Below are 25362 nucleotides of genomic sequence, written 5' to 3' on the forward strand. Positions count from 1 at the left end.
TAGGCGTCTGCACTGCGGCTATCCTAGGCCCGTTCTCCGAACAGGATGAAAGAACAAGGGGCTTCCTGCACCACTTGACTGGTAACATTACTCACTTCTAAGCCCGCCGAAGTGCGGTGACGAATGGTATGGAGAACAATCAAATCGCAGGTTCGTGCTTCTTGAAGAATCGCAACTGCCACATTGTCGTGGGCCAGGGTTTTCACCTCAATGGTTGAGGCTGTTTGATCTCTAGCGACAAAATTCAATAGATGCCTCATAAATTGCTCCATTTGCATGGACGCAGTCCGGCGCGGAAAAATATGCAAGAGAATCACCTGTGCTTGATTGACATCCGCTAGCACTTGGGCAAAGCGGACTGTTCGCGCCGATTGCTCCGTCAAACCATCCACAGGCACCAAAATGCGGCGAACGGCGGCTGGACTGATCCGTAACTTAGTCACTGCGACAGGACAGTGGGAAGACCAAAAAACTTTGTCAATCACCGAGCCAAACAACCGAGCCCGCAAGCCCGTTGTAGAACTCCAACCCATCACCACAAGGTTGGCTTGCACTTCCCGACTCGTGCGACTGATGCCCAGGGCAACTTCGTCATCAATCCGAATTTTGGTGGTGACAGGTACCCCGAAGTCCTCCCCGATCGCGATCGCCTGATCCAGTAATTGCTGCGTTTGGGTCAGGGTGGTTTCCAATTCCGGGGCATCCATGTGGATATGGGCCTTCGCGATCGCCAGTGTAACCACTTGACCAGCCTCATGACTCGATAAGAGAGCCGCCAATTCCAGTAAATTGCGTTGGGTTTGAGGGTTATAAATCGGAACTAGCACTTTGAAAGTGCGCTGGGTACGATCGCTGATATCACAGTATTGATCCTCCCACCAAATCGAAGGAGCACCATGAAGAGAATCACTGGAGGCAAGGGGCAGTTGATTCGCGAATTTAGCCGTTAGAATGGGGCCAAGAATTGAAGTGACAATCATTAACACGATCACACTGTTCAAAACGGTTTCAGGAATGAGGCGATCGCCCGCAGGATTCAAGGATTGATAGGCAACCAACGTCGCCGCCAATGTCGCTGCAACCTGCGGCAAAGAAAGCGACCACATCGTCAGACCTTCATTCCGGCTATAGCCGTACCATAGCTTCGCCAACCAGGCCGCCACAAATTTACTACCAATCAATCCACCCACGATCGCGGCTGTCAGCCCCAGGGATCCGAGGGTTTTGAGAAAAGCTGGAATATCAATCAACAGACCCATATCCACAAAAAAACAGGGAATAAACAGCACGCTTCCCACAAATTCTATTTTTTCGCGAATGGGGCTGCGTCCCAGAACATCATTGACCGCAAGTCCCGCTAAAAAAGCACCAACAATTTTCTCAACACCAATCACCTGCGCCCCCACCGAGGCGATAAACAGGGCTAATAAAATAAATAGAAACTGTTTGCCTTCTTCATCCCCAGACCGTTGGAAAAAGGCTTTTCCAGCCCAATCCAGACCAAACAGAATCGCAACCGCGTAGATCGCTAATCCCGCTAAAAGGGAAAACAAGCTCAAGGACGAAAATCCCCCCGCATGAATCCCGACGCAAATTGCCAACACGAGCAACGCACCGGTATCGGTAAAGATGGTAGCTCCGATCGTCACCGTCACGGCTTCGTTAGTGACCACCCCTAAACGGCTGACGATCGGGTAGGCCAGTAAAGTATGGGAGGCCAACAGTGACCCAATCAGGAAAGACGCATTCCAGCCAAAGTGAAACAATTGCCCAATCCCAATCCCAGTCACCAGCGGAACAATGAAGGTCAAAAAGCCAAAACCGATCGAACGATCGCGAGTTTTACGAAACTGGACCAAGTCAATTTCCAAGCCCGCCACAAACATTAAATAAATTTTGCCAATGTCCGATAGGAGTTGAATGGTGTCCGACTCCGAATTGAGGAGCCGCAATCCGCTCTGCCCTAGGATCACACCAGCCACCAAAAGGCCCACCAAACCGGGTAGCCGTAGCCGCTCAAAAACAGGCGGAATGATGAGGATTGCCGCAATTAGAATTGTAAAGGAAATAATTGGACTATCGAGTGGCATAGACCGTCCCTCGTGCAGATCAAACAGATCAAAGCTCCACCTTATTCCATGACCATTCCAACTGTGGAGCAATTTTAGAGAACGATATTGCCCCAGCGCCCAACCAATGGTCAGTCCCCAACCAATAGAAAATTACAGGATGGAAAATTACAGGATAGAGTCTGCATTCAGAATAGAAAAAAAAGAAAAATCCTGGAAGCGAGTCCTCGGAAAATCTCTACAAAGAAAGACAAAGCCTGACAAGGCCCTATTCTTTAAGGAATAAGCTTTTAAGAATCAGCTTTTAAGGAATCAGCGGCTTCAGCCATCCGTCCGGCTTGAAGGCCATTGGATCCCATTCTATCCAGAATTGATTACACGGATTGCCAGTATTCAGACGTGGGAAAATGATGGTATCGATCGAGAACTTGAAATTGTCCGATACAGTGAATCTGCGGTAGATTGGGTAGTCTAAAGGGTAGCCGATCGAGTTAACAACCACCATGAAGCAACGAGCGCTGTTTTTGGTCAATCGCCATGCTCGTCGAGGGCAAGAGAAGTTAGACTTGGCGATGAAGTCTTTGCGGGGTATGGGTTTTGACCTGGTCGAAGCATCGTTTAATCACCCAGAGGAGTTACCCCAGGTGATTGAGCAATACCGCAATCAAGTCGATTTGGCCATTATTGGGGGCGGCGACGGGACCCTCAATGCAGCGGTGGAAGGACTCTTGCACACCCAGTTACCACTGGGTATTTTACCGTTAGGGACAGCCAATGATTTAGCGCGGACGTTGGGGATCCCCCCCACCATTCCAGATGCTTGCCGAGTCATCGCGGCGCGAAACGTGGAAAAAATCGATTTGGGCTGGGTGAATGGTCAGTATTTTTTTAATGTTGCAAGCTTGGGCTTAAGCGTCCAAATTACGAAACGGCTATCCAAGGATGCAAAGCGGCGGTGGGGGGTCTTGGCCTATGCCGTGGCAGCGGTACAAACCCTATGGCAAAGTCGTCGGTTCGAGGCAGAAATTCGCTGCGGCGATCGGGTGGAGCAGGTGCGCAGCATTCAAATTGCGGTGGGCAATGGCATTTACTACGGTGGTGGACTGTCGGTCGCGGATGACGCTGCCATTACAGATCAGCGGCTAGATTTATACAGTGTAGAAATTGATCATTGGTGGCAGTTAGTGAAGTTATTACCTGCCCTGTATCGTGGAAAACACCACATGCTGCCCTTCGTACATTACCAGCAGGGTCAGGAGTTTTTTGTTACCACACGCAAACCCAAGTCAATCAATACGGACGGAGAAATTACAACCCAAACACCCGCCCACTTTAAGGTCATTCCCCAGGCTTTGTCGGTTCTGGTGCCGTAGGTATTGAGCGCTGTAGAGATTGAGTACCGTAGGCGATCGGGAAGGGGAATTGCTCCCAGTGAAGTTTCAGCGGATTGCCCAATGTTACTCATTCAATGACTAGATTGATAACTTTTACAGTCCCCTTTTCAATTGGTAAGCTTGATGGATATCAATTATTGATCAACAAAAAACCATACCCCGCAGAATCGATTGCGCTCTGCCAAAGTATGGCTTTTTGAGTGATTAATGAGTGATTAATGAGTGATTAGTAGCTTATGAGCAATAACGACCCATCGATCGCTTACTCAACCGTCACCGATTTTGCCAAGTTACGCGGTTGATCCACATCCAAGCCGCGTCGGGCTGCAATGTGATAGGACAACAACTGCAACGGAATCACCGCCACGATCGGCGATAGAATTTCCTCCACATGGGGCACCGGAATCAGCGTATCAAAGGTTTCTGCGGCCTCCATTTCATCCATCGGCGTGACACCAATCAACCGAGCATCCCGCGCCCGCGCTTCCTGGGCATTGGACAGCACTTTTTCAAACACCGTTCCCGGCATCGCGATCGTCACCACCGGAACCTTCGCATCCAACAGCGCGATCGGGCCATGCTTCATTTCCCCAGCGGGATAGCCTTCCGCGTGAATGTAGCTAATTTCCTTCAACTTCAGCGCCCCTTCCAGCGCGATCGGGAAATTAATCCCACGACCCAGGAAGATAAAGTCTTGGGTTTCGGCAAAATCGTGGGCTAGTTCCTCGATGTACCGTTCCTGACTTTCCAGCACACTTTCAATTTGGGCCGGGAGCTGACGCAATCCCTCAATCAGTTTTTCAATCTGGTCGATCGCGATCGTTTGTCGCTGATAGGCCAAATCCAAGGCCAAGAAATAAAACGCCATCAACTGCGCCACAAAGGTTTTAGTCGCTGCAACGCCAATTTCAATCCCGGCTTGGGTATCAATCACATGATCCACCATCTGACCCAGCGTACTTTCCGGGCGGTTGGTAATGCCCAACGATCGCGATTGGAATGCCGGATCCAGGGGCGATCGGCGGTTGCGTTCCATCTCCAAGGCCGCTAGAGTATCCGCCGTTTCTCCCGATTGGGTCACACCAACAATTAAGGTGTTGGGCGTCAGTGGGGGCGGAGAATAGCGAAACTCCGAGGCATACTGCACCGTTGTGGGAATACCCGCCAATTGTTCCAGTAGATACTTACCCACGAGGCTGGCATGCCAACTGGTTCCGCAGGCAACAATTTGGATCTGCTGGAGATCTTGCGTCAAAGCCACTGGCAAATTGAGTTGAATCGGTGACACTTGGGAAGATTGGATCCAGTCAGGCACCAAATAGGCTTCCAAGCAAGACCGTACCACCCCCGGTTGCTCATAGATTTCCTTCAGCATGAAATGGCGGAACCCTTGTTTTTCCACCATGACTGGATTCCAGTTGAGGGTGCGGGGAGCCTTACGCAGACGGTGACCATCAAAGCTGTAGACCTCGACTCCCATGGGCGTCATGCGGGCAATTTCGCCATTTTCCAAGGGCAGCACTGCACGGGTATAGGGCACCAGCGCAGGCGTATCCGAAGCGCAGTAGAACTCACCCTGCCCAAAGCCAATCACGAGAGGAGCTTGCTGGCGAGCCACGATTAATTCATCGGGAAAATCCGCCGAAATGACCGCGATCGCGAAGGCTCCTTTCAGGTCATTCACCGCCAACCGCGCTGCTTCCATCAACCGGGACACGCCAGAAAAGTCCTCAGGGATCTGCTTCAGATACTCCGAAATCAGGTGGGGAATGGTTTCCGTATCGGTTTCCGATCGAAACACACAGCCCTTGGCCTTGAGGGCTTCCCGCAGCTCCACATAGTTTTCGATAATGCCATTTTGCACGACTGCCAATCGCCCTTCCGTATCGCGGTGGGGATGGGCATTGTGTTCCTCCGGCTTACCATGGGTGGCCCAGCGGGTATGGCCAATGCCGATGCGAGAGGGATTATCTTCGCTTTCCAGCTTTTCTTGGAGGTTATTCAGCTTACCTTTTGCCCGCACGCAATGGAGGTCGCCTTCTAGGATGGTTGCGATCCCCGCTGAGTCATAGCCACGATATTCCAGTTTCCTCAACCCTTCCAGCAGAATACTGCTCGCAGCCTGGGTTCCGATATAACCAACAATTCCGCACATAGGTCGCTCCTATCTTGAGAGATTTCCTCACGCTGGGGTACTTCTTAGTCGTTCTGAGCCATTCCAGAATGAACTCAGGGAAGGGTCTAGGGGGAATCTCCCTCACCAAAAGACCACAGCGGTGAATTAGAGAGTGTTTGAGAGGGTGTTTGAGAGTGTATGTGAGAGTATATGTGAGAGTCTGTTCCAGGAATTACCTGAGGTGACCTGAGCAAACTCCAAGGCTGGAAGTCCAGATCGCTCGGCAAGGCAATCGCCCCAATGCACTGAGTTTTGTGCAGCAATTCCTTAAGGTTCCTGGTTCTTGTGGGCAGCCAGGGTTCACCAGTCGTGATCCTTCGTTTGAAAACTGGGGATCAAGTGCCAAAATTTTAGCGCTTTAAACCCTGTTTGAAAGTAAAGCTGGCATCACCTCAGGTCACAGTCATCTCATCAGTCATCTCTCACAGTCATCAGAATCACAGTTAGCCCGATCGTGGATTCCGATCGGGTATCTTGCATCGAGCCGCCCCCTGGGGATCAGGTCGCCCCCAGGGGATCAGGGCATGAGACCACTGTTCCCTTCATGCAGCTTAGCCAACAGTAAACCCTAGAACAGGGCTCAGCTGTAGATATCCAGAGCAATCTCTAGCCTCGTAGATCTTTAGAAATCTCTAGAGTCCCGGAGCCATTTGTTGTAACGCCGAAAAATCCAATGCCGTCAGTGCAGAGTAGGCTTGGCCGATCGCCGTGGCCCCTCGGAGATAGCCTGTACTGGCACCGGGACAGATCCAAGCAAGGGTTTCTGGCGAGAATGCTTCGATCAACGTTTGGATGTTGCGCAGTTGTCGGGGCCAGTGAAAAGTTTTAGAAGTTCGTAAGGGAACAGGTTTTTGCTGGCGATCGGGCAATAGATGCCGACCGGAGAAGAGAATGCCACCGCCCCCTGGGTGGTATAGACAAGTAGAACCGGGGGAATGGCCGGATGTCCAGATCGCCCGATCGCCGCTGGGTAACTCAAAGGTGTGCTGGAAGGCCGTCACGTTCACCTTGGGTAACAGATAGGCTTCCTGCTCTTGAACAATCACCTCACAGTGCAGCGCTTCCTGGAGTTCTCTCACCTTACCCATGGCTCCCCGATGGGTCAGAAACAGCCATCGCACCCCGCCCTGGGCCTGAAGAAAGTCCCGGGTCGCCCCATCCCAAGCGGGACTGTCAATCAAGAGGTTCCCCTGCGGATAGACCACAAGATAGGCCGTCCCACCCAAGGTGTCCCGGTTGGGCGCAAAGGCATAGATCGGGTACGGGAGAGCCTGGTCTGGCAGGACAGGACGGGGCGCTTTGCCAGGGGGCGGGGGATTGGCCGGAGCGTTGGCCAAGGAATGGCTAGGGGGGTGAGACGCAGCAGAGGGGGGTTCCGAAATCACGATCGCATCCGGGGGTGTAAGGTCATAGCTGATTGTGCCAGATCTAGGGTGTCGTGCGAGAAGAACGCTCGATCTAGCCCCTGGGTTGCCCATTCCAGATCATCGCAATCGCCTCAAAAGCTTCTCAGAGCAGCCCGTAAAAACAGTGATCCGGGTGATCCTGTCAGAATTGGGCAAAGATACACCGGAATCAAGTTCTATAATTTGCTATGACCTATCTCCCGGTATCTTATGAAGTCCTCCATGGGACAGGTGCCCGCTGAACGAATTGCATGATTTGGTTTTTTCTACTCTTGGGATTTCTGGGGCTAGTCTCCTACTCCTTCATCGTGAAGCGAGTGACTAGCGTCACTCGGACACCTGCGTGGTTACTGTGGCTGGTGGTCATGACACCTGCCTTCAGCTTGATGGTGTGGACGGTTCTGTTTGGCAGAACCCCGATGCCGATCGGCTTGGCAATTGTGCTTTTTTTGGGCTGTTTTTTACTCTATCTCTACCTGATTCAGCGAGGACGGATTACGCCTGACCCTCGCAGTGCAACCCAGGAAGGCGAGCCCGTGCAGTCCTCCGAACCCCCGATCGAATTGCCGACAGAACCTGTAATGACCCGCCCGATTAACAAAGAGGAGGAAGATCACCTCAAGTCTTGTTTCCCGTGGTCGGTCTATTACTTGCAAAATTTGGAGTATCGCCCTCAAGCGGTCATTTGTCGGGGACAGCTACGATCGAAGCCGGAGGTGGCCTATCAAACGATTCGGGAGAATATTGAGACCCATTTTGGTAAGCGATTTTATGTCGTGTTCCAGGAAGGGGGCGATCGCAAACCCTTTTTTGTGCTGGTGCCCAATCCCTTTGCCCAGTTGGACTTTTCACCCCGTGCCCTGCGACGACCTAGGGTGGCGGCCATTTTAGCGATCGTGACGGCCTTCACCACCACTTGGGCAGGGCAGCAGCTTTTGCAGCAGGTGGGGCTCCGGGGCAATCCGAGCTTTTGGGAAGGGGTGCCCTATGCGATCGCGTTAATGGGCTTTTTTGCGATTCGAGAAGGGGGGCATTACTGGACAACCCTGCGCTATGGCATTCCGGCGACATTGCCCTATTTCATTCCCGTGTTACCGCTCCCCCAACTGCCGATCGGAACCGTAGGGGCGTTTTTACAAATTCGGTCTCCCATCCCCAACCGCAAAGCATTGTTTGATGTGGGGGTGTTTGGGGCGATGGTGGGGCTAGTCGTGGCGGTGATTTTGTTGGTGGTTGGATTAACGCAATCGCAAATTGTCAATGCAACGGAACATCCCAGTGTCTTTAAGTTTGAAGCATTGTTACCGCAGTATTCGCTGTTGTTAACCCTGGCCTGCAAGGCGGTGTTTGGCAATGCGCTGGCCGCTAAAAGTGCGATCGCGCTGCATCCGATCGCGGTGGCAGGCTGGTTAGGCATTTTGTTCACGGCATTTAATTTAATGCCGGTAGGCCAGTTGGACGGTGGCCGGATGGTTCATGCGGTGTATGGGCAACGGGCTGGGGCAATGATTGGTCAAGTGGCGCGCTTGTTGCTGCTGGTACTGGCATTAATGCAACCCCATTTGCTGTTATGGGCGGTGTTGTTGTTCCTATTACCGACGATCGATGAACCAGCCTTAAATGATGTAACAGAGTTAGACAGTTCTCGGGATATGATTGGCCTCATCGCGCTGTTTTTACTGATTGTGATTATCCTGCCGACTCCCGGCGTTTTGCTCAATGCGTTAGGTATGTAGTTTTTAATTCTTTAAAAGCTGCATACCTTTTGATTTCTATGGCTTTCATTTCTAGCTTTTAACCGTGTACTTGTACGCAAGCAAAGTACACAGAGCGCAATCAGCATTGAAGGTTGACTTTAGATTGAATTGCAATCCTCAAAGAAAGTTAGGAGTCATCATATGGTAAAAGTCACGCAATTACACCGGGACTTGATGTCATTAACGCTGTATCGATCGACGTTGGAAGATCCGATCGCAGCAGCATTTGTCCATTTGTTGCGATCGATTCGTCAATCTGCAACCCAACCCTCCTGGGACGGGGAAGTACTGGTCTTGGAAGCCTATAGCGCATGGTTTCAGGCGATCGCGCCCCTATCCCTCAGTTGGGGAGGCTATGTTCGATGGTTAGTGCTAAAAGCAGATAATCCATTGACCCGCATGCTGCAAAAATACCCGATCGAGCAAATCAACCCAGCCGTGATCGAAGCTGCCCAGCGGGACTTAACCATATTGCAGGGATTAGCAGATCTCACTGGGGAAACGATCGGCGCAATGGTCAACAGCATCGTCGCCAATATAGAACTTCCCGTTTGGATCAGCTTTGACAATCCAGCGATCGTGCCAAATCAGTCAGATCCCCCCGTAGAGTTATTATCTGAAATATCAGACTGGTCAACGCAATTACAGGCATTGGGGGAATATTATCGACAACATGGAACAGGACTGTTTGCAACGTTTAAAGCCTTTACTTGGCGCAGTGGAGAACTCATCGGAATTCCCAATCCCGATCCCATTCAAACCCTCGATTTAATTGGTTACGAATGGCAGCGGGACGCATTATTGCAAAACACAGAGGCATTACTAGCAGGGTATCCGGCGCTCCATGTGTTGCTCTACGGTAGTCGTGGATCGGGGAAGTCATCGCTGATTAAAAGCTTGCTGCAAACCTACGGCGATCGGGGATTGCGCTTAGTCGAAGTCACCAAAGCAGAACTCTTGTCCCTACCGCAAATCGTAGAACAGTTACGGGATGTCCCCCAGAAATTCATTATCTTTGTCGATGATTTGTCCTTTGAAGAAGATGATGACGCCTACAAGGCGTTGAAGGTTGTCCTGGAAGGCAATGTGACGGCACGGGCACTGAATACCGTTGTCTATGCCACATCGAATCGGCGACATTTGATTCGCGAATTTTACGGCGATCGGCCCCGCCCCAAGGATGCCGATGAAATTCACCAATGGGATACCGTACAGGAAAAACTTTCGTTTAGCGATCGCTTTGGCCTGACGCTGACCTTTGAACCCGCAGATCAGACCACCTATTTAGCCATGGTGCAGCACTTGACCCAACGGGCAGGCATCGAACTCCCGCAGGCAGAATTAGAGTTTCGGGCCTTGCAGTGGGCCACTCGGCATAATGGGCGATCGGGGCGATCGGCAAGGCAGTTTGTCGATTTTCTCATTGCCGATTTAGCCCGATCTCCCTTACACACAACCTAATTTTTGGGGATGATGCATAAGCCGATCGCGCCATCATCTATGCAGGGTGTAGGCTCAATCAAGATGACCTGCTTGTAATGTGATGTAGGATTTCGAGGAACTTGCCTATGACGTTCCGGACATTATTACCATTGGCTAGTTGTTTAAACATCGGCATGATAATCATGGCCCCCACTGTTGCCCTGGCAAATCCGGTCGTATCAGCTGATGCCCAACCATCCAATATTTTTCAACTAACCACGGCACAGCAGGCTGTACAAAAAATTCAAGCTTTGCCAGAGATTCAGGCTTGGCAGCAATATATTACCGAGAAATCTTTAGTGCTAGAGAACGGTAAGAACATCCGGCCAGTGTTGCGAGTTGAACCACGACCTGTCGAGGTTGCTGGGAAATCCTATTGGCTCGTCCATTTTCTAGAGAGCCATGCCATCCATGATCACCATTGGCAATCCTTTTGGGTCAGTCTGCATGACGAAGGAATTTTAGCCGATGATACTAGTGGGAAATATTTAGATCTGGATACTTGGCGTAAACAAACAAACCCAATGCGACGAATTCGCCAAACAGTGAAGTTGAAAGATGGCACGTATATTGGTCGTGGGCTGGATGATTACTTGGAAGTAGACGGCGATCGCTGTCGCTTGAATCTATCGGGTGCCGTTCATCCTTGGCGATCACCTTGCGATTTGATTCAAATTGATGCCGATCGGATCTACGATGGTTACCAATATTGGCATCGGCTATAGAATTCATTGGAAATCTTTCACTAGCTCCAGTTCCAGGGGCGAATCCATCTGAGATCATGACGGGCAGCAGGATAGATACTGCGAGTCATCAGCGGCCAGCAGAACTCGCCCTAAGTATGGGAGTAAGCCTTGCAGCTTTCAACTGCGTAACTCTTATTTAAATTTTTGAATTACTCTCATTCTGTAATCATCGAATACATAGGCAATGCGGTAGTTAATCTAGTGATTAATCTGGTGATTAATCTGGTGGTTAATCTAAAGCGAATCTAAAGTGAATCCAATTTTGGGATCTGAAGGTGATGCGTTGCCTAGACATACTAAAAATCTAGGCAGGTAGAACCAGGCTTCTTTGACTAAACTGACGCTATTCCCCCAAAAGGGGTAGATTGAGTCCCTAGTTGTCTAAGCTAAATTAATCTGCGTTCAGAAGTTATCTGCATTCAACAGTTATCTGCGTTCAACGGTGTATGGAAATCATCCAAACCATTACGCTGGATCGATCGAAAACAGCAATACGTCATCTTCACCCAAACGCACCTCTAACTGAGCCGACTGACCCGGCAACAAATCGTGTAATTCCACAATTACATTGCCTGCATCAGCCCGTTCTGCGATCGATCTACCCTGTTCACCTTGTAGCGTCAAACTGCCCCCGCAGGGAAGCTGCCCTTGAATCCGTAGGGCCATTCCCCCATCCTGCGATCGATAATCGGTCTCCAGCGTCAATGCACCAATGTCCGTCACCCATTGATGAGACTGGATCTGATTCGGCACTACTGTCAAATTTAAAGCGTTCAAAATTTCCCGTGCTGCCAGCATAGACAGCAGCATTTGCTGCGGCGGTAACGCCGTGGTGTAGCTATCGGGCACATCATCGCCCAATTCTGCAAGGCGCTCCTGCAAACTGGCATAGCCAGACCGTGCGGGAGACACCATCACCACCCCCGCCAAGCGATTGAGTTCCAAAAACTCCCCTGGAAAGAGAGCTTCAACCGATTTCACTAACTTAGCGCCCTCCCGGAGCGACGCCTGCGTCAATTGCTGGCATTGCGCCAATAATTGACCTAATAATTCATCCGGCAACGCCACAGGCAACGCGAGCCGACGCAATTGGGCCAGCCATAGGGAATTGGGCTTCACCCCAGCCATCACCGTCTCGCCTAGAGAATCAGCCTGGTAATCCAGAATTTCATCTTCCCAGGGGAATAACGGCGGCTTCCGCTGAATTTCGGTCTGTAAGCGATGTTTTAACAACGCATAAAAACGGTCTTGCACAGCAGGTAAGTCTCCTGAGTTCAGTGGTAATTCCTCGTTTAATTGAGGGAGGAGGGCTTCGGCTTCAGATGACTTCATGGTCAAAAAACGCTCAATCTCATCCTCTGAAAGGGCAAGCTTAAGGTCTTGAACCAGTCGGATAAAAGCGGCTTGATAGGCTTCTGAGTCGTAATCCATCCTGATACACCCTTATTCATCACTAGATAAACCCGCTCCGGATATTTGGGAATTTCGAATTTCCCAGGCAATTTCCAACAGTTTGAACCACTGTTTTTGCAACTGGTTGACCGTGCAGCCCACCGATCGGGCAATGTCTGCATCCGGGGTTTTTGACTTTTTCAGCTGGACAATCATTTGCTGCTGCTGGGTGAGCCCTCGATTAAAATCATCCCACTGCTTGAGGGAAAGACCCAAGTTGCGATCGAGGTCAATTTCCAGCCACTGATGCACCAACTCCCAGCGGTGGGTAAAGGTAAAGCGCACCAAATGGTACTTAAACCGCTGCTGGAGATAATCCCGCTGACGGGGAGTCAGGCCCAAAATTTTCTCAATTTCATTGGCGGGCAAATCCTGAAGCCGCAGCACAAAGTAGTCCACACAATCCTTCTGGTTGCGCTCTTCCAGATAGTTGATCAGCTCCTGCACAACATTTTGGCGCAGGGTATCCTCCGCTGGTTCCGTCTCCTGGGCCACCATTTGTTCCCGCAGTTGCTGGATGGAAGCCATGTTCCAAGAGTCTTCCCCTTCTATGAGGGACCCTTCCGCGGCCCGCTCAATATCAACCAGTGCCTCATTGGGCTGCTGCTGCGAGAAAGTTTGTGCCCGTAGAATAATTAGCTGCTGGTTGCGCCGACCCGGTAACGGAATCCGCCGTTTGGCATAGCGCTCCGTAAACGCCATGTATTCCGCTAACTGCAAGACAGTCTGCGGCGAATAGTTAGTAGGCAATTGCATCTCCCGCCGGAAGGCATTCAGTGCCTCCATGTAAAAACTTTGTAAAAAGTCTTCAATCAGCGTCAGTCTTGCCTGGTAACTGTATTGGCTTTTAGAAGGAGTGATATATCGATACACCACAGCACTGAGCGTACTGTGTAAATCAACCCGACCCCGACGAGAGCCCAGCTTGTAATAGTGAAGGCACTGCTGCAAGCGGTGGCGGGCTAAGGCCGTGGCCCATGCGATAATCTCCCCAGAGTCCTGGATGCGTTTGCTCTCCGAGCAGATCCGGGAAACCTCTTGGCTGAGGCGTTCGGCTACTTCTCGGCAAATGTGCTCAGAAGCTGTGGTAGCCTGTTTCAGTTCGCTTAGGATTAGCTGAAAAGTTGCATCCACGCTCTGGCAGATTTCCCCCGTGATGTCTAGTGTCTGGTATGTCAAGCGACTACTCTCAATTCTGTCAAGATGGTCTTTACAGCGACTGCTTTAACTGTCGTCGATCTTGAGGTAGAAATCCCTGACTCGTAGTATCCAATAATTAAATGGTAGATGATGAGTATAGAGCAACAAATTGATGCCCTAATTCAAGATGCTCCCAATGACGGGGAGATGCGACAACTTTTAAGACGGATCGGGCCAGTTTTGCAACGATTTGCAGGGAGGCTCCGACACCTTCACTACTATGTTGCCCAAACAGGCGATGCTGATCGCGGCAACTTGGCTTGGGTTAGGGTAACCCTTAACCATCGTACACAATCTAATGTAGAAAAAACGGTCATTTATGGATTTTCTGATCCTAAAGATATTAGGTCTGGAAGTCTCGCCCAGAATACGCCCCATTTAAGAGCGGGGAAAGTTCCAGTTATTGATCTCCTCTTTCAAGTTTGGGCACTTAACTTGTGTGATAGCATTATTTTTCTTGAGACGCCAGGGAATTGCCAAAATGGCACAGAAATTTCACGATCGTCGATCGATGCTGCCATTCAACAACAGTTGCGCCAAGACCTGCGCCAAGACCTGCGCCAAGACCTGCGTCCGCCGATCGACTATGCATAAGGCCATCGTTTAGTCAGTTATAGATCCTACAAAAATTAAGTGAAGTTGGGATGCGGCGATCGCTGGAGCCCGCAAATTTTCTCCTACCATCCCCTACAAGGGAGCCAGAAGTGATGTCTTCTGGCTCCCATTTTTATTTTCTTTTTGACTCAAAATACTTCATGGCTCCGGGAGCCTTCTGGCAAACCCGAAGGGAGCGACCCACAGAAAACACCTGGGCACATTTTTTTAACACAATCTTTATGGTGTCGGGATTTATAGGGTCGAGCTTGATAGGGTCAAGATTTATGGGGTCGAGCTTGATATCGAGGCCGCTGACGACAGCTGGCACAGCATAAATTGATGGGCAATCCCTAGGTAATAAATCACATCCCCTTGGGCTCGGAAATCAAAACGCTCATAAAAGGAAATCGTATCAGCTCTGGCCATGACCCGCACTTGGGAAAGGCCATCCAGTCTAGCCTGATCTAGCAATGCCTGAACCAAACGGGTGCCGACCCCTTGGCGTTGAAACTCGATCGACACTGCCACGTAGGACAGACTGCCCAAGGTAGGCGTGAGGTGGCAGAGCCGTGCTGAGCCGACGATCGCTTGGTTGCAAACAGCAATTAAGTGGTAGGCCGTTTGTTCCAGCGAATCTAACGGTTGATTGGGTTGTAGCGAGCATTCCATCTTGAGAGGATGTCTCAGGACTGTCCAGCGCTGGGCATACATCGCCTCAAATTCCCGCAATGTACTGGCAGAACGGATTTCAACGGGATACATTCGCCATTCCCACAGACTGCCACAACATTGAAGTCCCCAAGCTGAAGTCATCTCTTTTTAAAAAAATTCTCAATAATGAGGCTATAGTGCCTGGAAGAAAATGTCAAGATTGCGCATCAGAAAACCCTGATTCAACTGAGCTTCTGGCAAATTAATGGGCCAACCAGCACGGTTTATCTTCATCTGTCTACTAGATAGTTGCCATAAAGTTTCAGTAATTCTATAGAGTTTTTATATCAATCAAAGTCTATTTATTTAATAGCTTTTAAATGATAATTTGCAGCAATGATTGTTTCAGCATAAATGACAGCTGAGGGGACAACGAGTCGAGATCCCCAACCGCCTTGAACGATCGCTGCAAGCTTTAAACTGAATCATCTAGGTTCCACCCCATTGTTCATGCTAAAAATCCTTACCCTGTTGTTGACCAGCACCATGACCATCATGGCCGGTGCAGCGATTTCGCCAGCTTTGCCCAAAATTCAGGAGCATTTTGCCGAAATTTCTGACGCAGATTTTTGGGTCAAGTTATTGCTGGCCTTGCCTTCCCTATTTACCGCGATCGCCGGTGCGCCCGTCGGGAGTCTGATCGATCGCTATGGGCGACGACCTTTTATGGTGGGGGCGGTGTTGCTCTATGGCATTGCGGGCAGTGCGGGCCTGCTCCTGGAGAATTTAACTGGGCTGCTGCTGAGTCGCGCCTTCCTAGGGATTGCGGTTGCAGCAATTACGACCATTTCCGCAGCATTGATTGCGGACTATTACACCGGAGCCACTCGCGCCAAGGTCCTGGGCTGGCAATCGGCGGCCATGGGGTTAGGAGGAGTCGTTTTTGTTCTATTTGGTGGATTTTTGGCAGAATTCAACTGGCGGATGCCATTTTTGATTTATCTAGTCGCTTTTATTGCCCTACCGTTGGTGTGGCTAGCGTTACCGGAGCCAGTGCATCTAAAAACGCGATCGCGCCAAGGCCGACCCTTACCACCAGATCCATTGCCTCGACCTAACCCGTTGCCGACCCAGAGTGCAGCAGCTAACTGGGAGGAGCCCCAAGGTTCCCGGCCAACCGTCTTTAATCGATCGGGACTCCCTCGATCGGTCCCCAATCGAGCCACCTTAACTAGATTAGGACTCCCTCGATCGATCACAACGGAAGTTGCCCCCGCCGATTTACAGCCCTCCCAGGAATCACGCACCACCACCACACCGTCCGCCAGCTTTTCCCTAACACCAGAACCAACAGGACTTTCAAGCAGCGTGATGGCCACGGTCTATGGTTTAACGATTCTGACCATGGTGATGTTTTACATGGTGCCAGTGCAGTTACCGTTTTACCTGAAACAGTTGGCCCTAGGCAGCAGCCGAGAAGCGGGCATTGCGATCGCAATTTCCAGCGTAGCAACAGCCATTGCCGCCGTAGGGTATGGCAAACTGAATGCCAAGCTCAGCTTTAGCAAAGTCTTGATTCTCCTCTATGGCCTGATGGGAGCGGGATACGGCATCATTGCCACCGCCCATAGCTACGGTGGAATTCTGGCAGGACTAGTCCTTTCCGGGTTGGGCGTGGGATTAGTGTTGCCCAATATCAACGTCTGGCTCAATGAAAAAACGCCGATCGCCCGTCGAGGCAAAGTGCTGGGGGGATTAACCAGTTGTATCTTTTTGGGCCAATTTTGTTCGCCCATTGCCTTGCAGCCGATCGTGCAAAACTTTGGCATTCAAACCGCCTACACGACGGCCTCCAGCATTCTCATCGTGCTAGCGATCGGCCTTGCGACCCTCACTTGGAATCGTTGGATCGAATTAGACTGACGCCCGTTGGATAAACCCTGGGGGATGGAGTGATGAGTGAAAAGCTTCCCGATCGCGCGTTCAATCATTGTCGCTGGGAACAAGATAAGCCACAAATCCATCCCGACTACGTTCAATTTTTATACTGGATCCGTCGTCGTGACGGATATAAGCCGTTTGGAGATCTTCTGAAGGGAGCGATCGTTCAAACAGCGTTTTCAACGTAATCACTTGAAAGGCCACCGTCGCATATTGACTCAGGTGACGTGAGGTCATGATCGGTAACCCCGACGAATCAAATTGGCCAACACAAACTAGGGTGTTGTCTTGATCCATAAAGTCCATTGCATATCACCTGACATTTGCGTCATGAGAGGAATTGAGTGACCAAAATTGATCCAGCTAGACCGATGAGTGGGTCAATGCATGGGTCAATGCATGGGTCAATCAGTGGGGCGATGGGTTGTTAAGAGCAATCCTTGAATGTTGAGTTGATCCTTTTGAGCTGATCCTAATGTGGATAGAATGCCCAAACTCCCGCGATCGTCCATCGTTCACTTTCAACCAAGCCCATCCTGTCCACCCTAGGACGCTAACGGAATGGCGGTGCGTACATCAAGCCACCCTGACTCCACAACTGATTTTGCCCCCGAGGCAGATTAAGGGGCGTTTTGCTGCCCAAATTACGATCGTAGATTTCCCCATAGTTACCAACATGGCGAATAATCCGCGCTGCGAAATCATTGGGTAATCCCAAGCCTTTGCCCAAATCTCCTTCAGTCCCCAAAAAGCGCTTCACCCGAGGATCTTCACTCTTCAGTTGCTGCGATACATTCTTGGAGGTAATGTCCAACTCTTCCGCTTCAATCAGTGCGTAAACCACCCATTTCACCACATCCTGCCATTGGGAATCCCCATCCCTAACTGCCGGAGCCAACGGTTCCTTTGACAGCGCTTCTTCTAGAATGATGTGCTCCGTGGGATTGGGTAATTTAGTCCGCCGGGAGACCAGTTGCGATCGATCGGCGGTGACCCCATCGCACCGTCCGCCCCCATAGGTACCGAATACCGTATTCACATCCTCAAACACGATCGGCTTAAAGGGAATATTGCGCCGCCGCATTTGATCCGTCAGATTTTGCTCCGTCGTCGTGCCAATTTGAATGCAAATGGATTTATCTTTCAGATCCGCTAATTTGCGAATACCGCTCGACTTGCGCACCATAATGGCCTGACTGTCATAGAACACCACGGGGGCAAATTCCATGCCCACAGAAGTATCTCGACTCAGGCTCCAAGTGGTATTGCGGCTCAGGATATCCACCTCCCCGGTTTGGACTGCGGTGAAGCGTTCCTTCGCGTTCAGGTTGCGGAATTCGACCGCATTGGGATTGTCAAACATGGCCGCCGCGATCGCGCGACAGATGTCCACATCTAACCCGCTATATTCGCCATCTTGGTTCACGAAGCTAAACCCGGGCAACTCGCCGCTCACCCCGCAGACCAACTCGCCCCGGCCCTGTACCACACTCAGCCGCGCACTCTGCGCTGATCCCGCCCCTGGAAGCGAGCCACCCGTATCAACCTCAGCACCACATCCCGCTAAGGCCACTAGGACTCCGACACCGCTCAGCCACCAACGCCGCTTCCCCATGGATATTCCTCTCTAAGATTCTGGACTAGAGGGACGACTGAGCACTGGAGTCAGATAGGCCACCAACGCCCCGATCGCAAATCCCGAAAAATTCCGCAGCAACGGCAACCAATCGGTTGTGCGGGTCACCACTGGGCCAATGCCAAAGGCGATAAACAAAATTCCCCACAGGGGTGAAAAAATGAGTGCCCATTGCCAAGCAAACACTTGCCCTTCCTTACGAGGCTGGGACGCAAAGCCAAAAATCACCCCTCCCACGATCGACGTCACCAGGGTGAGAATCCACTGCTCGCGGGGTAAACCGGGTACCACTTGACACCCCCCTTGGCGGAGGCAGGTTTCTAAGGTTTGAACGGTTTGCAGAATCGACTCATCTTCACCGTTATCCCGCACGAAGAACTGATTGCCAAACCGGGTTTGTAGCTCAATCCAAAAGGTCCGGGGCAGCAGGGAATAGAGCGCATCTCCGACACTGAAGTTGAGTAGATTGCCCCCACGGGGATCCGCCACCAGCATCACGCTCCTCTCATCCAGCCCCCAAAATTCCTTAACCGCCCGACCTGGGGTGCGATCGTACTGGGTCAGTACCCGGAGTTTCCAGCCTGTCTCCTGCTCAAAGTCCGCCAATTCCTGGGATAGCTTTGCCGCTTGCACCTCCGTCAGAGCTTTAGCCAGATCGATCACATTGGTGGGTTGATCCGGCAGTAATTCGGGATTGTTATAGGCTTGGGCAGCGGGGGCGATCGTCCAAACCCCTAGCGCCATTACACAAGCCACCAACACGCTAACCAGACGACGAACAGGCAAAAACTTCATTGGCTCAGGCTGCAAATGTGGAACAAGAGCAAGCAAACTTGTGAAGATCATGATACGGGACAACGTCTACATCCCAAAGGCATCATTTTCTTTACATTTGTTAACTCTACTCTCATCTTACGAGTGGGCGGCCATGGAAGCAAGGGTGCCCACCGGCCTCCCCCTGGGGACAGGTTGGGATTGGGAGGTAGGCCGTCATCTAAAAATAGTCCTCTTCCAGGTCAGATTCCATGTCAGATCGATCGCCCTCGGTAAGCGCTGGGGGATTGGGCGATCGGAGGGGCCTACGGGAGGAAGCCTTGGACGATGGGGGCTGGGAGGCAGGCGGGGAAGCAGACGGGCTGGGCAGTGAACGTTCCGACTTCGTGGACTGGGCGGCGGTGCGGTCTGCATCTAAGCCTTCTGTCTCCGTCAGGGTTTGCCAAGCGGCTTTGACCCCCGCAAAGAGGCTAATGGTTGTCACTTGGGCTTTTTGCGCCTGTTCCTTAAGCCCCGTAATGCCTTCGTCTACCTGTTTAACAACTTGGCTCGCATTCTGCACCCCTTCGCTCATGTCATCGGTCAAGTCACTAATTTCTAGGCCAGTCAACCGAATGGCCTCTAGGGTGGGCGGTAGCTCCCGATTTAGAGTGTCGAACAGTTTTTCCGCACTGCGAGCCGCCCGCCCCAATTCTTGGATGGCCGGAACCGCGATCGCCAGCACGACAGCAATACTGACTGCCACCAGCAGAATAGAAGCCCCTAGCCAAAAAATAGGATCCATTACGTGAGCTCGCCTACTTAATCTCGCTGATATAGCGACGGGGAGGAACCGGGGAGGCTTCGGGTTCTGCCTCGTCTTCTGGATCGACCTGCAAATCTTCCCGAACCCGTTGGCTGGCTTCTACGCCAGCGGCGATCGCCACCCGCAGACGATTTAAGGTTTCGTCCCAATTTTTCAGGGCAGTTTCCGATAGGCGATCGGCTTGAATTTGTACCGTGGTGGATAAATCCTCAGCGAGTTCGGGGAGGGCATCCGCAGACTTTTTCAGCAATTTGCGGGTTTCGCGTCCGGTGCGAGGGGCGGTGAGTAATCCCGCGATCGCCCCAGCCGCCGCGCCAATAAGCAATCCACTAATAAAAGCGCCTGAACGATTTCCTGCCATAGAACTTCTCTCGACAATCCCTTCAACACATCAACGACTGATGAGTACTGGTTAGTACTGATTAGTAACGAATTAATTGATTTAGCAAAAACAAGTTATTGAAAGCACGATGGGTTGGTTAAGGGGGTGTTTATGAATTAATGCTGCGAGAATTTTTGGGAACGGTGCAGCCGCTGAGAAACCTGCTGAGAAACCTTGAGTTGGCCTAAAAACAAGAGTTGCCCTAACCGTACGATCGACAGAGCTTTTTCTGCTTGCCGCAGATTAACTTCCAGTTGTCGATAGCGCTGGCGTAATTGTCTGGTACTGATTTGGCCTTGCAAGATCGCTTCTGGAGCATCCTGCAAAACTCGGTGGGTCGCTTGTTCCGCCGTATCCAATGCCGCAGTCGCTTGAATCAGCACCCGTCGAAACTGCCAAACACGCCATGCAATGTAAAAGCAGAAAGTTGCCAAGAACCCATTCAGGATCAGAATGACAGTGAGCATAGGTTGCCTCGTGGGGATGCAAATGTGCTGCATCGATTCGGTGCATTCGGTGCATCAATCATACCGAGTATTTAGGGGCAGGATCAGCCGCTTTGCAACATTTCCGCCCGCCGCTCCGTAAACAGATGTTGCTCAACTGACCCCGTCCCAGAAAGGACTCGTTATCATGGGGAGCCTATGCCCGCGAGGCCCGATCGGAGGGAAATCCCGGAATGGGGGGTTCAGAGGTTGTTGATGCCCCCAACGGGGGTGGCTGATGGGCCTCGATAAAATCCACACCCACACTTTCCCCCTGACACATTGCCCCCTCACACAAGGTTCAGACAAGCTAGCTATGGTGCAATCTTTCTCAGCGACACTCTACGTCAATCCCGCCACGGGGAATGACAGCAATCCTGGCTCCCAGGCTGCTCCATTCAAAACGATTACCGCTGCACTGCGACAGGCGAAGTCGGGCACGGGCATTCAACTCGCCCCCGGCACCTACAATACGGCCAGTGGAGAAGTGTTTCCTCTGGTGGTGCCGACCGGCGTGGGAATCCTTGGAGATGAAGCCAGTAAAGGCAATGGGATCGTCGTGAATGGCGGTGGTAAGTACCTTAGCCCGACCTTCGCTGGCCAAAATGTTACGTTTAAATTGGATAGTAAAGCCCAATTACGCGGTATTACCGTCATTAATGGCGAAAGTCGGGGAACGGGCGCATGGGTAGAATCAACGGATCCAATAATTACTAACTGTACCTTTACCAATTGCAAACGAGAAGGCATTTTCACCACTGGCAGCGCCAAGGCGATCGTAACGGACTGTGTCTTTGTACAAAATGCAGCGAATGGAATTTCGATCGTGCGGGAATCCAAAGGGGAATTCCGGCGGAATGTCTGTCAAAATACGGGCTTTGGGATTGCGGTGGGGGATAGTGCAGCCCCCTTACTCGTGGAAAATAAAGCCTTTGAAAATCGATCGGGCGTTGTGATTTCCCGAGCTGCGCGTCCGGTACTACGCAACAATACGATCGAGCGTAATACCGAAAGTGGTTTAGTTGCCCTGGAAACCGCCTTCCCGGATTTGGGCAGCAGTCAGGAACCTGGCGGGAATTTGATGCGGGACAACGGTGAAGTAGATCTACAAAATGCTACGAATCCGCCAGTGACCTTTATTTCCGTGGGCAATCAACTCAATCCCGCCAAGGTACAAGGGCCGATCGATCTGCAAGCCAATGTAGTTCCGCCGTCCGTAACGCCGCCAGTCACACCCCCCGTTACTCCACCGGTGACGCCACCCGTCACTCCGCCCACGAATAACCCACCCACGAATAACCCGCCCACGAATAACCCGCCCACGAATAACCCGCCCACGAATAACCCGATCGTTGATCCACCTTTAGTCGAACCGCCGGTCACGCCACCCGTCACACCGCCCGTCACGCCACCCACGGGACTCTCGGATATTCAAGGGCATTGGGCCCAGGCGTTTATTCAAGCGCTGGTCAGCCGGGGGTTTCTCAGCGGCTTTCCTGACGGGACCTTTAAACCTGAAGCACAACTGACCCGTGCCCAGTATGCAGCGGTACTAGCGAAAACCTTTGATTTGCCAGCGAAACGCAACGCCACAAAATTCTCCGATGTGCCAGCAAATTTCTGGGCAGCGGAAGCGATTGCCAAGGCAGATCGTATGGGCTTTATTGCCGGATTCCCCGATGGCACGTTTCGACCGGGGTTGAACCTGACGCGGGTACAGGCGATCGTGGCACTGATCAACGGATTAGGGCTGACCGGGGGCCAAATTACGGCCTTGGGGGTTTACAACGATCGGGCTCAAATTCCCAGCTATGGCGTCAATGCAGTCACCACGGCCACCATTCGCCGGATGGTCGTCAACTATCCCGATGTCAAACAACTCAACCCCAACCGCGATATCACCCGCGCGGAAGTCTCTGCGCTGTTGTATCAAGCGTTAGTCTCGATTAACCGAGCTGAAGCGATTTCTTCGCAATACATTGTCAATCCAGATGCCACAACGATTCAATTTACCGATTTGAAGAATCACTGGTCTGAGAATTTTGTGTTGACGATGGCGCTACAGGACTATATGCGGGGCTTTGCCGATGGAACATTTAAGCCGGATGTTTCCATTACGCGGGCACAATTGGCGGCAGTGATTGCAAAAGCGTTCAATCCATCGCCCAAACGAAATGCCGTGAATTTTAGTGACGTGCCGAGCGACTACTGGGCCAAACCCGCGATCGATCAAGCCTATCGTGGCGGGTTCCTGAATGCGGCAGCAGATGGCACCTTCAAGCCCAACCAAAACGTGACTCGCTTGCAACTCATCCAAGCCTTGGTCAGTGGATTGGGGCTGTCTGGTGGCAATTTGGCAGTGCTGAACAATCTGAGCGATCGGGCGGCAATTCCAGCAGAAGTGCAGACGATCGTTGCAACGGCTATCCAGCAACGCCTGGTTGTCAGCTACCCCGACACCAAAAAGCTCAATCCCAATCAGGATGCAACCCGTGGGGAACTGGCGGCCATGGTCTTGCAAGCGTTAGCCAAGGCAGGACGGGCTGTTGCGGTCAATTCGCCATACATCATGGCCTAGGGATTGGGAAGAGGAGAGCCGGATTGCCCAGGCCCTCTGCCCAGCTGGTAGAGGGCCGTAGGGCGAGGGCACAATGCTGGGATCTGAGTAGAATTCTGGGATCTGACAGGTCATTGGAAGCCTGTTGGCCTTGCGGGGCCAACCCTTCCCCTCGGTAGCACTTGATGGGAAAATAGAGTTTGGCCGAATACATTTTTTAAGAAGCGCAGGACTTATGGCAGAGATTCAATTTTCCCGAGGTGTGACTGAGACGGTGATTCCCGATGTTCGCCTGACCCGCAGTCGGGATGGATCGAAGGGAACGGCCAGCTTCTACTTCGAGAAGCCTGATGCGCTAATGAGCACCAGTATGGATTCCATCACAGGGATGTATCTACTGGACGAAGAAGGCGAAATTTGCTCCCGAGATGTCAAAGCTAAATTTATCAACGGCCAACCCGAAGCGCTAGAAGTGCTGTATATCATGCGGTCTCCTGAAGAATGGGATCGGTTTATCCGGTTTATGGAGCGCTATGGTGAGCAGAACGGTCTGGTACAGCAGCGATCGAGCGATAACGAAGAAGCTTAAGAGACTCAACTTGGGGACGCTCGTTTCTCTGAGATACTAACTTTCTTTGAGACGCTAACTTTTTGAGACGCTAACTTAAGGTGCAGAGGGGTGGGGCGCAAATTTGCGCCCTTCCTGCTGTTATCCCATGGTGGGAAAAGAAATCCCACGGTTGGAAAAGAAGATATGTCCCTAGCCGATCGCAGGTTCGATCAAAGTCAGCAAATTTAGCGAGGAATGCCACTGTGTCTGTTCGTGTTCGGGTACCAGCAACAACGGCTAATATTGGCCCTGGGTTTGACTGTTTGGGGGCTGCACTAACGCTTTACAACGAATTTATTTTCTCTCCCCATCCCACCGGACAGACCTTGGAAATTACGGTAACGGGGGTGAATGCCGATCGGGTCGGAACCGATGGGGACAACATGGTGTACCAGGCGTTTCTCAAGGTGTTTGAACAGCTAGGCCAGCCCGTTCCACCGCTACGGTTGGAGATTGCCATGAATGTTCCCCTAGCACGGGGTTTGGGCAGTTCTGCCACGGCGATCGTGGGCGGGTTAGTGGGTGCTAACGAGCTGGCTGGTAAACCGCTGTCTTCTGCGGAATTAGCCGCGATCGCGACGGACATTGAGGGCCACCCCGATAATGTCGTCCCAGCGCTGTTGGGGGGCTGTCGGTTGGCGGCTTCTGGCGTGGTGCGGGATTGGGAGATTTGCCAATTGGCCTGGAATCCAGCGGTGGTACCCGTGGTGGCGATTCCCGCGTTTGAGCTATCCACCGAAGCGGCCCGGAAGGTGTTGCCCCAGGATTACAGCCGTGCCGATGCGGTGTTTAACATGGCCCATTTGGGCTTGTTGCTGCAAGGGTTAGCCACGGGAAATGGTGATTGGTTAAAGGCTGCGTTGCAAGATAAAATTCACCAACCCTACCGTAAATCCTTGATTCCAGGCTATGACGCGATCGAACAAGCGGCCCAGGCTGCCGGAGCCTATGGGGTCGTGATCAGCGGGGCAGGCCCGACGGTATTAGCACTGGCTCCCGAGGCGGTCGGGGAAACGGTCAAAACGGCTATGGAGCAAGCCTGGGCTAGCCAAGGAATGACCGCTCAGGCGATCGTTTTGGCGTTGGATACGCTGGGAACTGTTGTCAGCAACGATTGACGCAGAGGGTTCATGCAGACGGTGACAGAGGGTTGATGCTGCCGTAGCATTGATCAATCCATTGGCAATACCGTTGTTGCTGGGTTCGCGCAGTAGTACGAAGTCCATAGAAATTCGGGGATAC

Annotated in this window: 21 protein-coding genes; 9 read left to right on the top strand and 12 right to left on the bottom strand. The window is 51.7% G+C overall.

Translation table 11 applies throughout. The annotated features are described in order from the left end of the window. Nucleotides 1–23: 23 nt before the first annotated feature. Nucleotides 24–2090, bottom strand: coding sequence for a cation:proton antiporter (locus H6G21_RS22500; RefSeq protein WP_190576248.1), 2067 nt, complete (start codon nt 2088–2090; stop codon nt 24–26). Between the two features lie 482 nt (nt 2091–2572). On the opposite strand from H6G21_RS22500, the gene H6G21_RS22505 reads away from it, so the two are divergent. Beyond that, on the top strand, nt 2573–3442 hold the full coding sequence (locus tag H6G21_RS22505; RefSeq protein WP_190576250.1) for a lipid kinase: 870 nt from the start codon (nt 2573–2575) through the stop codon (nt 3440–3442). 283 nt (nt 3443–3725) lie between these two features. Here the strand turns inward: H6G21_RS22505 and glmS are convergent, their stop codons facing one another. Together glmS and H6G21_RS22515 are read right to left on the bottom strand one after the other, a co-directional pair. Continuing rightward, entirely contained in the window at nt 3726–5618 is a 1893-nt protein-coding gene (gene glmS / locus H6G21_RS22510; RefSeq protein WP_190576252.1) for a glutamine--fructose-6-phosphate transaminase (isomerizing), read from the bottom strand. Between the two features lie 653 nt (nt 5619–6271). Beyond that, entirely contained in the window at nt 6272–7024 is a 753-nt protein-coding gene (locus H6G21_RS22515) for an MBL fold metallo-hydrolase (RefSeq protein ID WP_347278057.1), read from the bottom strand. 272 nt (nt 7025–7296) lie between these two features. Between H6G21_RS22515 and H6G21_RS22520 the strand changes: the two genes are divergently transcribed. From H6G21_RS22520 to H6G21_RS22530, 3 genes are all read left to right on the top strand, one after another. Then, a complete protein-coding gene (locus H6G21_RS22520) occupies nt 7297–8781 on the top strand; it encodes a site-2 protease family protein (RefSeq protein WP_190576254.1) in 1485 nt (494 codons plus the stop codon). A 162-nt stretch (nt 8782–8943) separates the two neighbouring features. Continuing rightward, a complete protein-coding gene (locus H6G21_RS22525; RefSeq protein WP_190576256.1) occupies nt 8944–10263 on the top strand; it encodes an ATP-binding protein in 1320 nt (439 codons plus the stop codon). Nucleotides 10264–10427: 164 nt separating this feature from the next. Next, nucleotides 10428–11009, top strand: coding sequence for a hypothetical protein (locus H6G21_RS22530; RefSeq protein WP_190576259.1), 582 nt, complete (start codon nt 10428–10430; stop codon nt 11007–11009). A 486-nt stretch (nt 11010–11495) separates the two neighbouring features. On the opposite strand, the gene H6G21_RS22535 is transcribed toward H6G21_RS22530, so the two are convergent. Together H6G21_RS22535 and hetZ are read right to left on the bottom strand one after the other, a co-directional pair. Beyond that, on the bottom strand, nt 11496–12461 hold the full coding sequence (locus H6G21_RS22535) for a PatU (RefSeq protein ID WP_190576261.1): 966 nt from the start codon (nt 12459–12461) through the stop codon (nt 11496–11498). 12 nt (nt 12462–12473) lie between these two features. Continuing rightward, the gene (gene hetZ, locus H6G21_RS22540; protein WP_199307393.1) at nt 12474–13661 is read right to left on the bottom strand and encodes a heterocyst differentiation protein HetZ; all 1188 of its coding nucleotides are present in this window, start codon (nt 13659–13661) and stop codon (nt 12474–12476) included. 108 nt (nt 13662–13769) lie between these two features. Here hetZ and H6G21_RS22545 point away from each other — a divergent pair, with 108 nt between their 5' ends. Next, on the top strand, nt 13770–14276 hold the full coding sequence (locus H6G21_RS22545) for a hypothetical protein (RefSeq protein ID WP_190576263.1): 507 nt from the start codon (nt 13770–13772) through the stop codon (nt 14274–14276). Nucleotides 14277–14561: 285 nt separating this feature from the next. Here the strand turns inward: H6G21_RS22545 and H6G21_RS22550 are convergent, their stop codons facing one another. Continuing rightward, nucleotides 14562–15041 (bottom strand): GNAT family N-acetyltransferase, encoded by a 480-nt coding sequence (locus H6G21_RS22550; RefSeq protein WP_190576266.1) that lies wholly within the window; start codon nt 15039–15041, stop codon nt 14562–14564. Between the two features lie 399 nt (nt 15042–15440). Here H6G21_RS22550 and H6G21_RS22555 point away from each other — a divergent pair, with 399 nt between their 5' ends. Next, nucleotides 15441–16853 carry an MFS transporter gene (locus H6G21_RS22555; RefSeq protein ID WP_190576267.1) on the top strand — a complete coding sequence of 471 codons (1413 nt, stop codon included), beginning with the start codon at nt 15441–15443 and terminating at the stop codon, nt 16851–16853. Nucleotides 16854–16913: 60 nt separating this feature from the next. On the opposite strand, the gene H6G21_RS22560 is transcribed toward H6G21_RS22555, so the two are convergent. From H6G21_RS22560 to H6G21_RS22585, 6 genes are all read right to left on the bottom strand, one after another. Beyond that, nucleotides 16914–17168 carry a hypothetical protein gene (locus H6G21_RS22560; protein WP_190576269.1) on the bottom strand — a complete coding sequence of 85 codons (255 nt, stop codon included), beginning with the start codon at nt 17166–17168 and terminating at the stop codon, nt 16914–16916. A gap of 256 nt (nt 17169–17424) precedes the next feature. Next, entirely contained in the window at nt 17425–18486 is a 1062-nt protein-coding gene (locus H6G21_RS22565) for an amino acid ABC transporter substrate-binding protein (protein ID WP_190576272.1), read from the bottom strand. A gap of 12 nt (nt 18487–18498) precedes the next feature. After that, complete coding sequence (locus H6G21_RS22570) at nt 18499–19302, bottom strand: TPM domain-containing protein (protein ID WP_190576274.1); 804 nt, start codon at nt 19300–19302, stop codon at nt 18499–18501. 199 nt (nt 19303–19501) lie between these two features. Further along, nucleotides 19502–20065 (bottom strand): DUF948 domain-containing protein, encoded by a 564-nt coding sequence (locus tag H6G21_RS25875; RefSeq protein WP_242042009.1) that lies wholly within the window; start codon nt 20063–20065, stop codon nt 19502–19504. 13 nt (nt 20066–20078) lie between these two features. Further along, nucleotides 20079–20447 (bottom strand): YtxH domain-containing protein, encoded by a 369-nt coding sequence (locus H6G21_RS22580; RefSeq protein ID WP_190576276.1) that lies wholly within the window; start codon nt 20445–20447, stop codon nt 20079–20081. A gap of 137 nt (nt 20448–20584) precedes the next feature. Further along, nucleotides 20585–20935 (bottom strand): hypothetical protein, encoded by a 351-nt coding sequence (locus H6G21_RS22585; protein WP_190576277.1) that lies wholly within the window; start codon nt 20933–20935, stop codon nt 20585–20587. A 334-nt stretch (nt 20936–21269) separates the two neighbouring features. On the opposite strand from H6G21_RS22585, the gene H6G21_RS22590 reads away from it, so the two are divergent. The 3 genes from H6G21_RS22590 (at nt 21270) to thrB (ending at nt 25238) form a co-directional block, all read left to right on the top strand. Beyond that, on the top strand, nt 21270–23531 hold the full coding sequence (locus H6G21_RS22590; RefSeq protein WP_190576279.1) for an S-layer homology domain-containing protein: 2262 nt from the start codon (nt 21270–21272) through the stop codon (nt 23529–23531). A gap of 214 nt (nt 23532–23745) precedes the next feature. Then, nucleotides 23746–24099: a photosystem II reaction center protein Psb28 gene (gene psb28 / locus H6G21_RS22595; RefSeq protein ID WP_190576281.1), complete on the top strand. Its 354-nt coding sequence runs from the start codon at nt 23746–23748 to the stop codon at nt 24097–24099. A gap of 224 nt (nt 24100–24323) precedes the next feature. Then, nucleotides 24324–25238: a homoserine kinase gene (thrB, locus tag H6G21_RS22600; protein WP_190576283.1), complete on the top strand. Its 915-nt coding sequence runs from the start codon at nt 24324–24326 to the stop codon at nt 25236–25238. Nucleotides 25239–25362 lie beyond the last annotated feature (124 nt).

The sequence above is a fragment of the Alkalinema sp. FACHB-956 genome (genome assembly GCF_014697025.1).
Classification (GTDB): domain Bacteria; phylum Cyanobacteriota; class Cyanobacteriia; order Leptolyngbyales; family Leptolyngbyaceae; genus Alkalinema.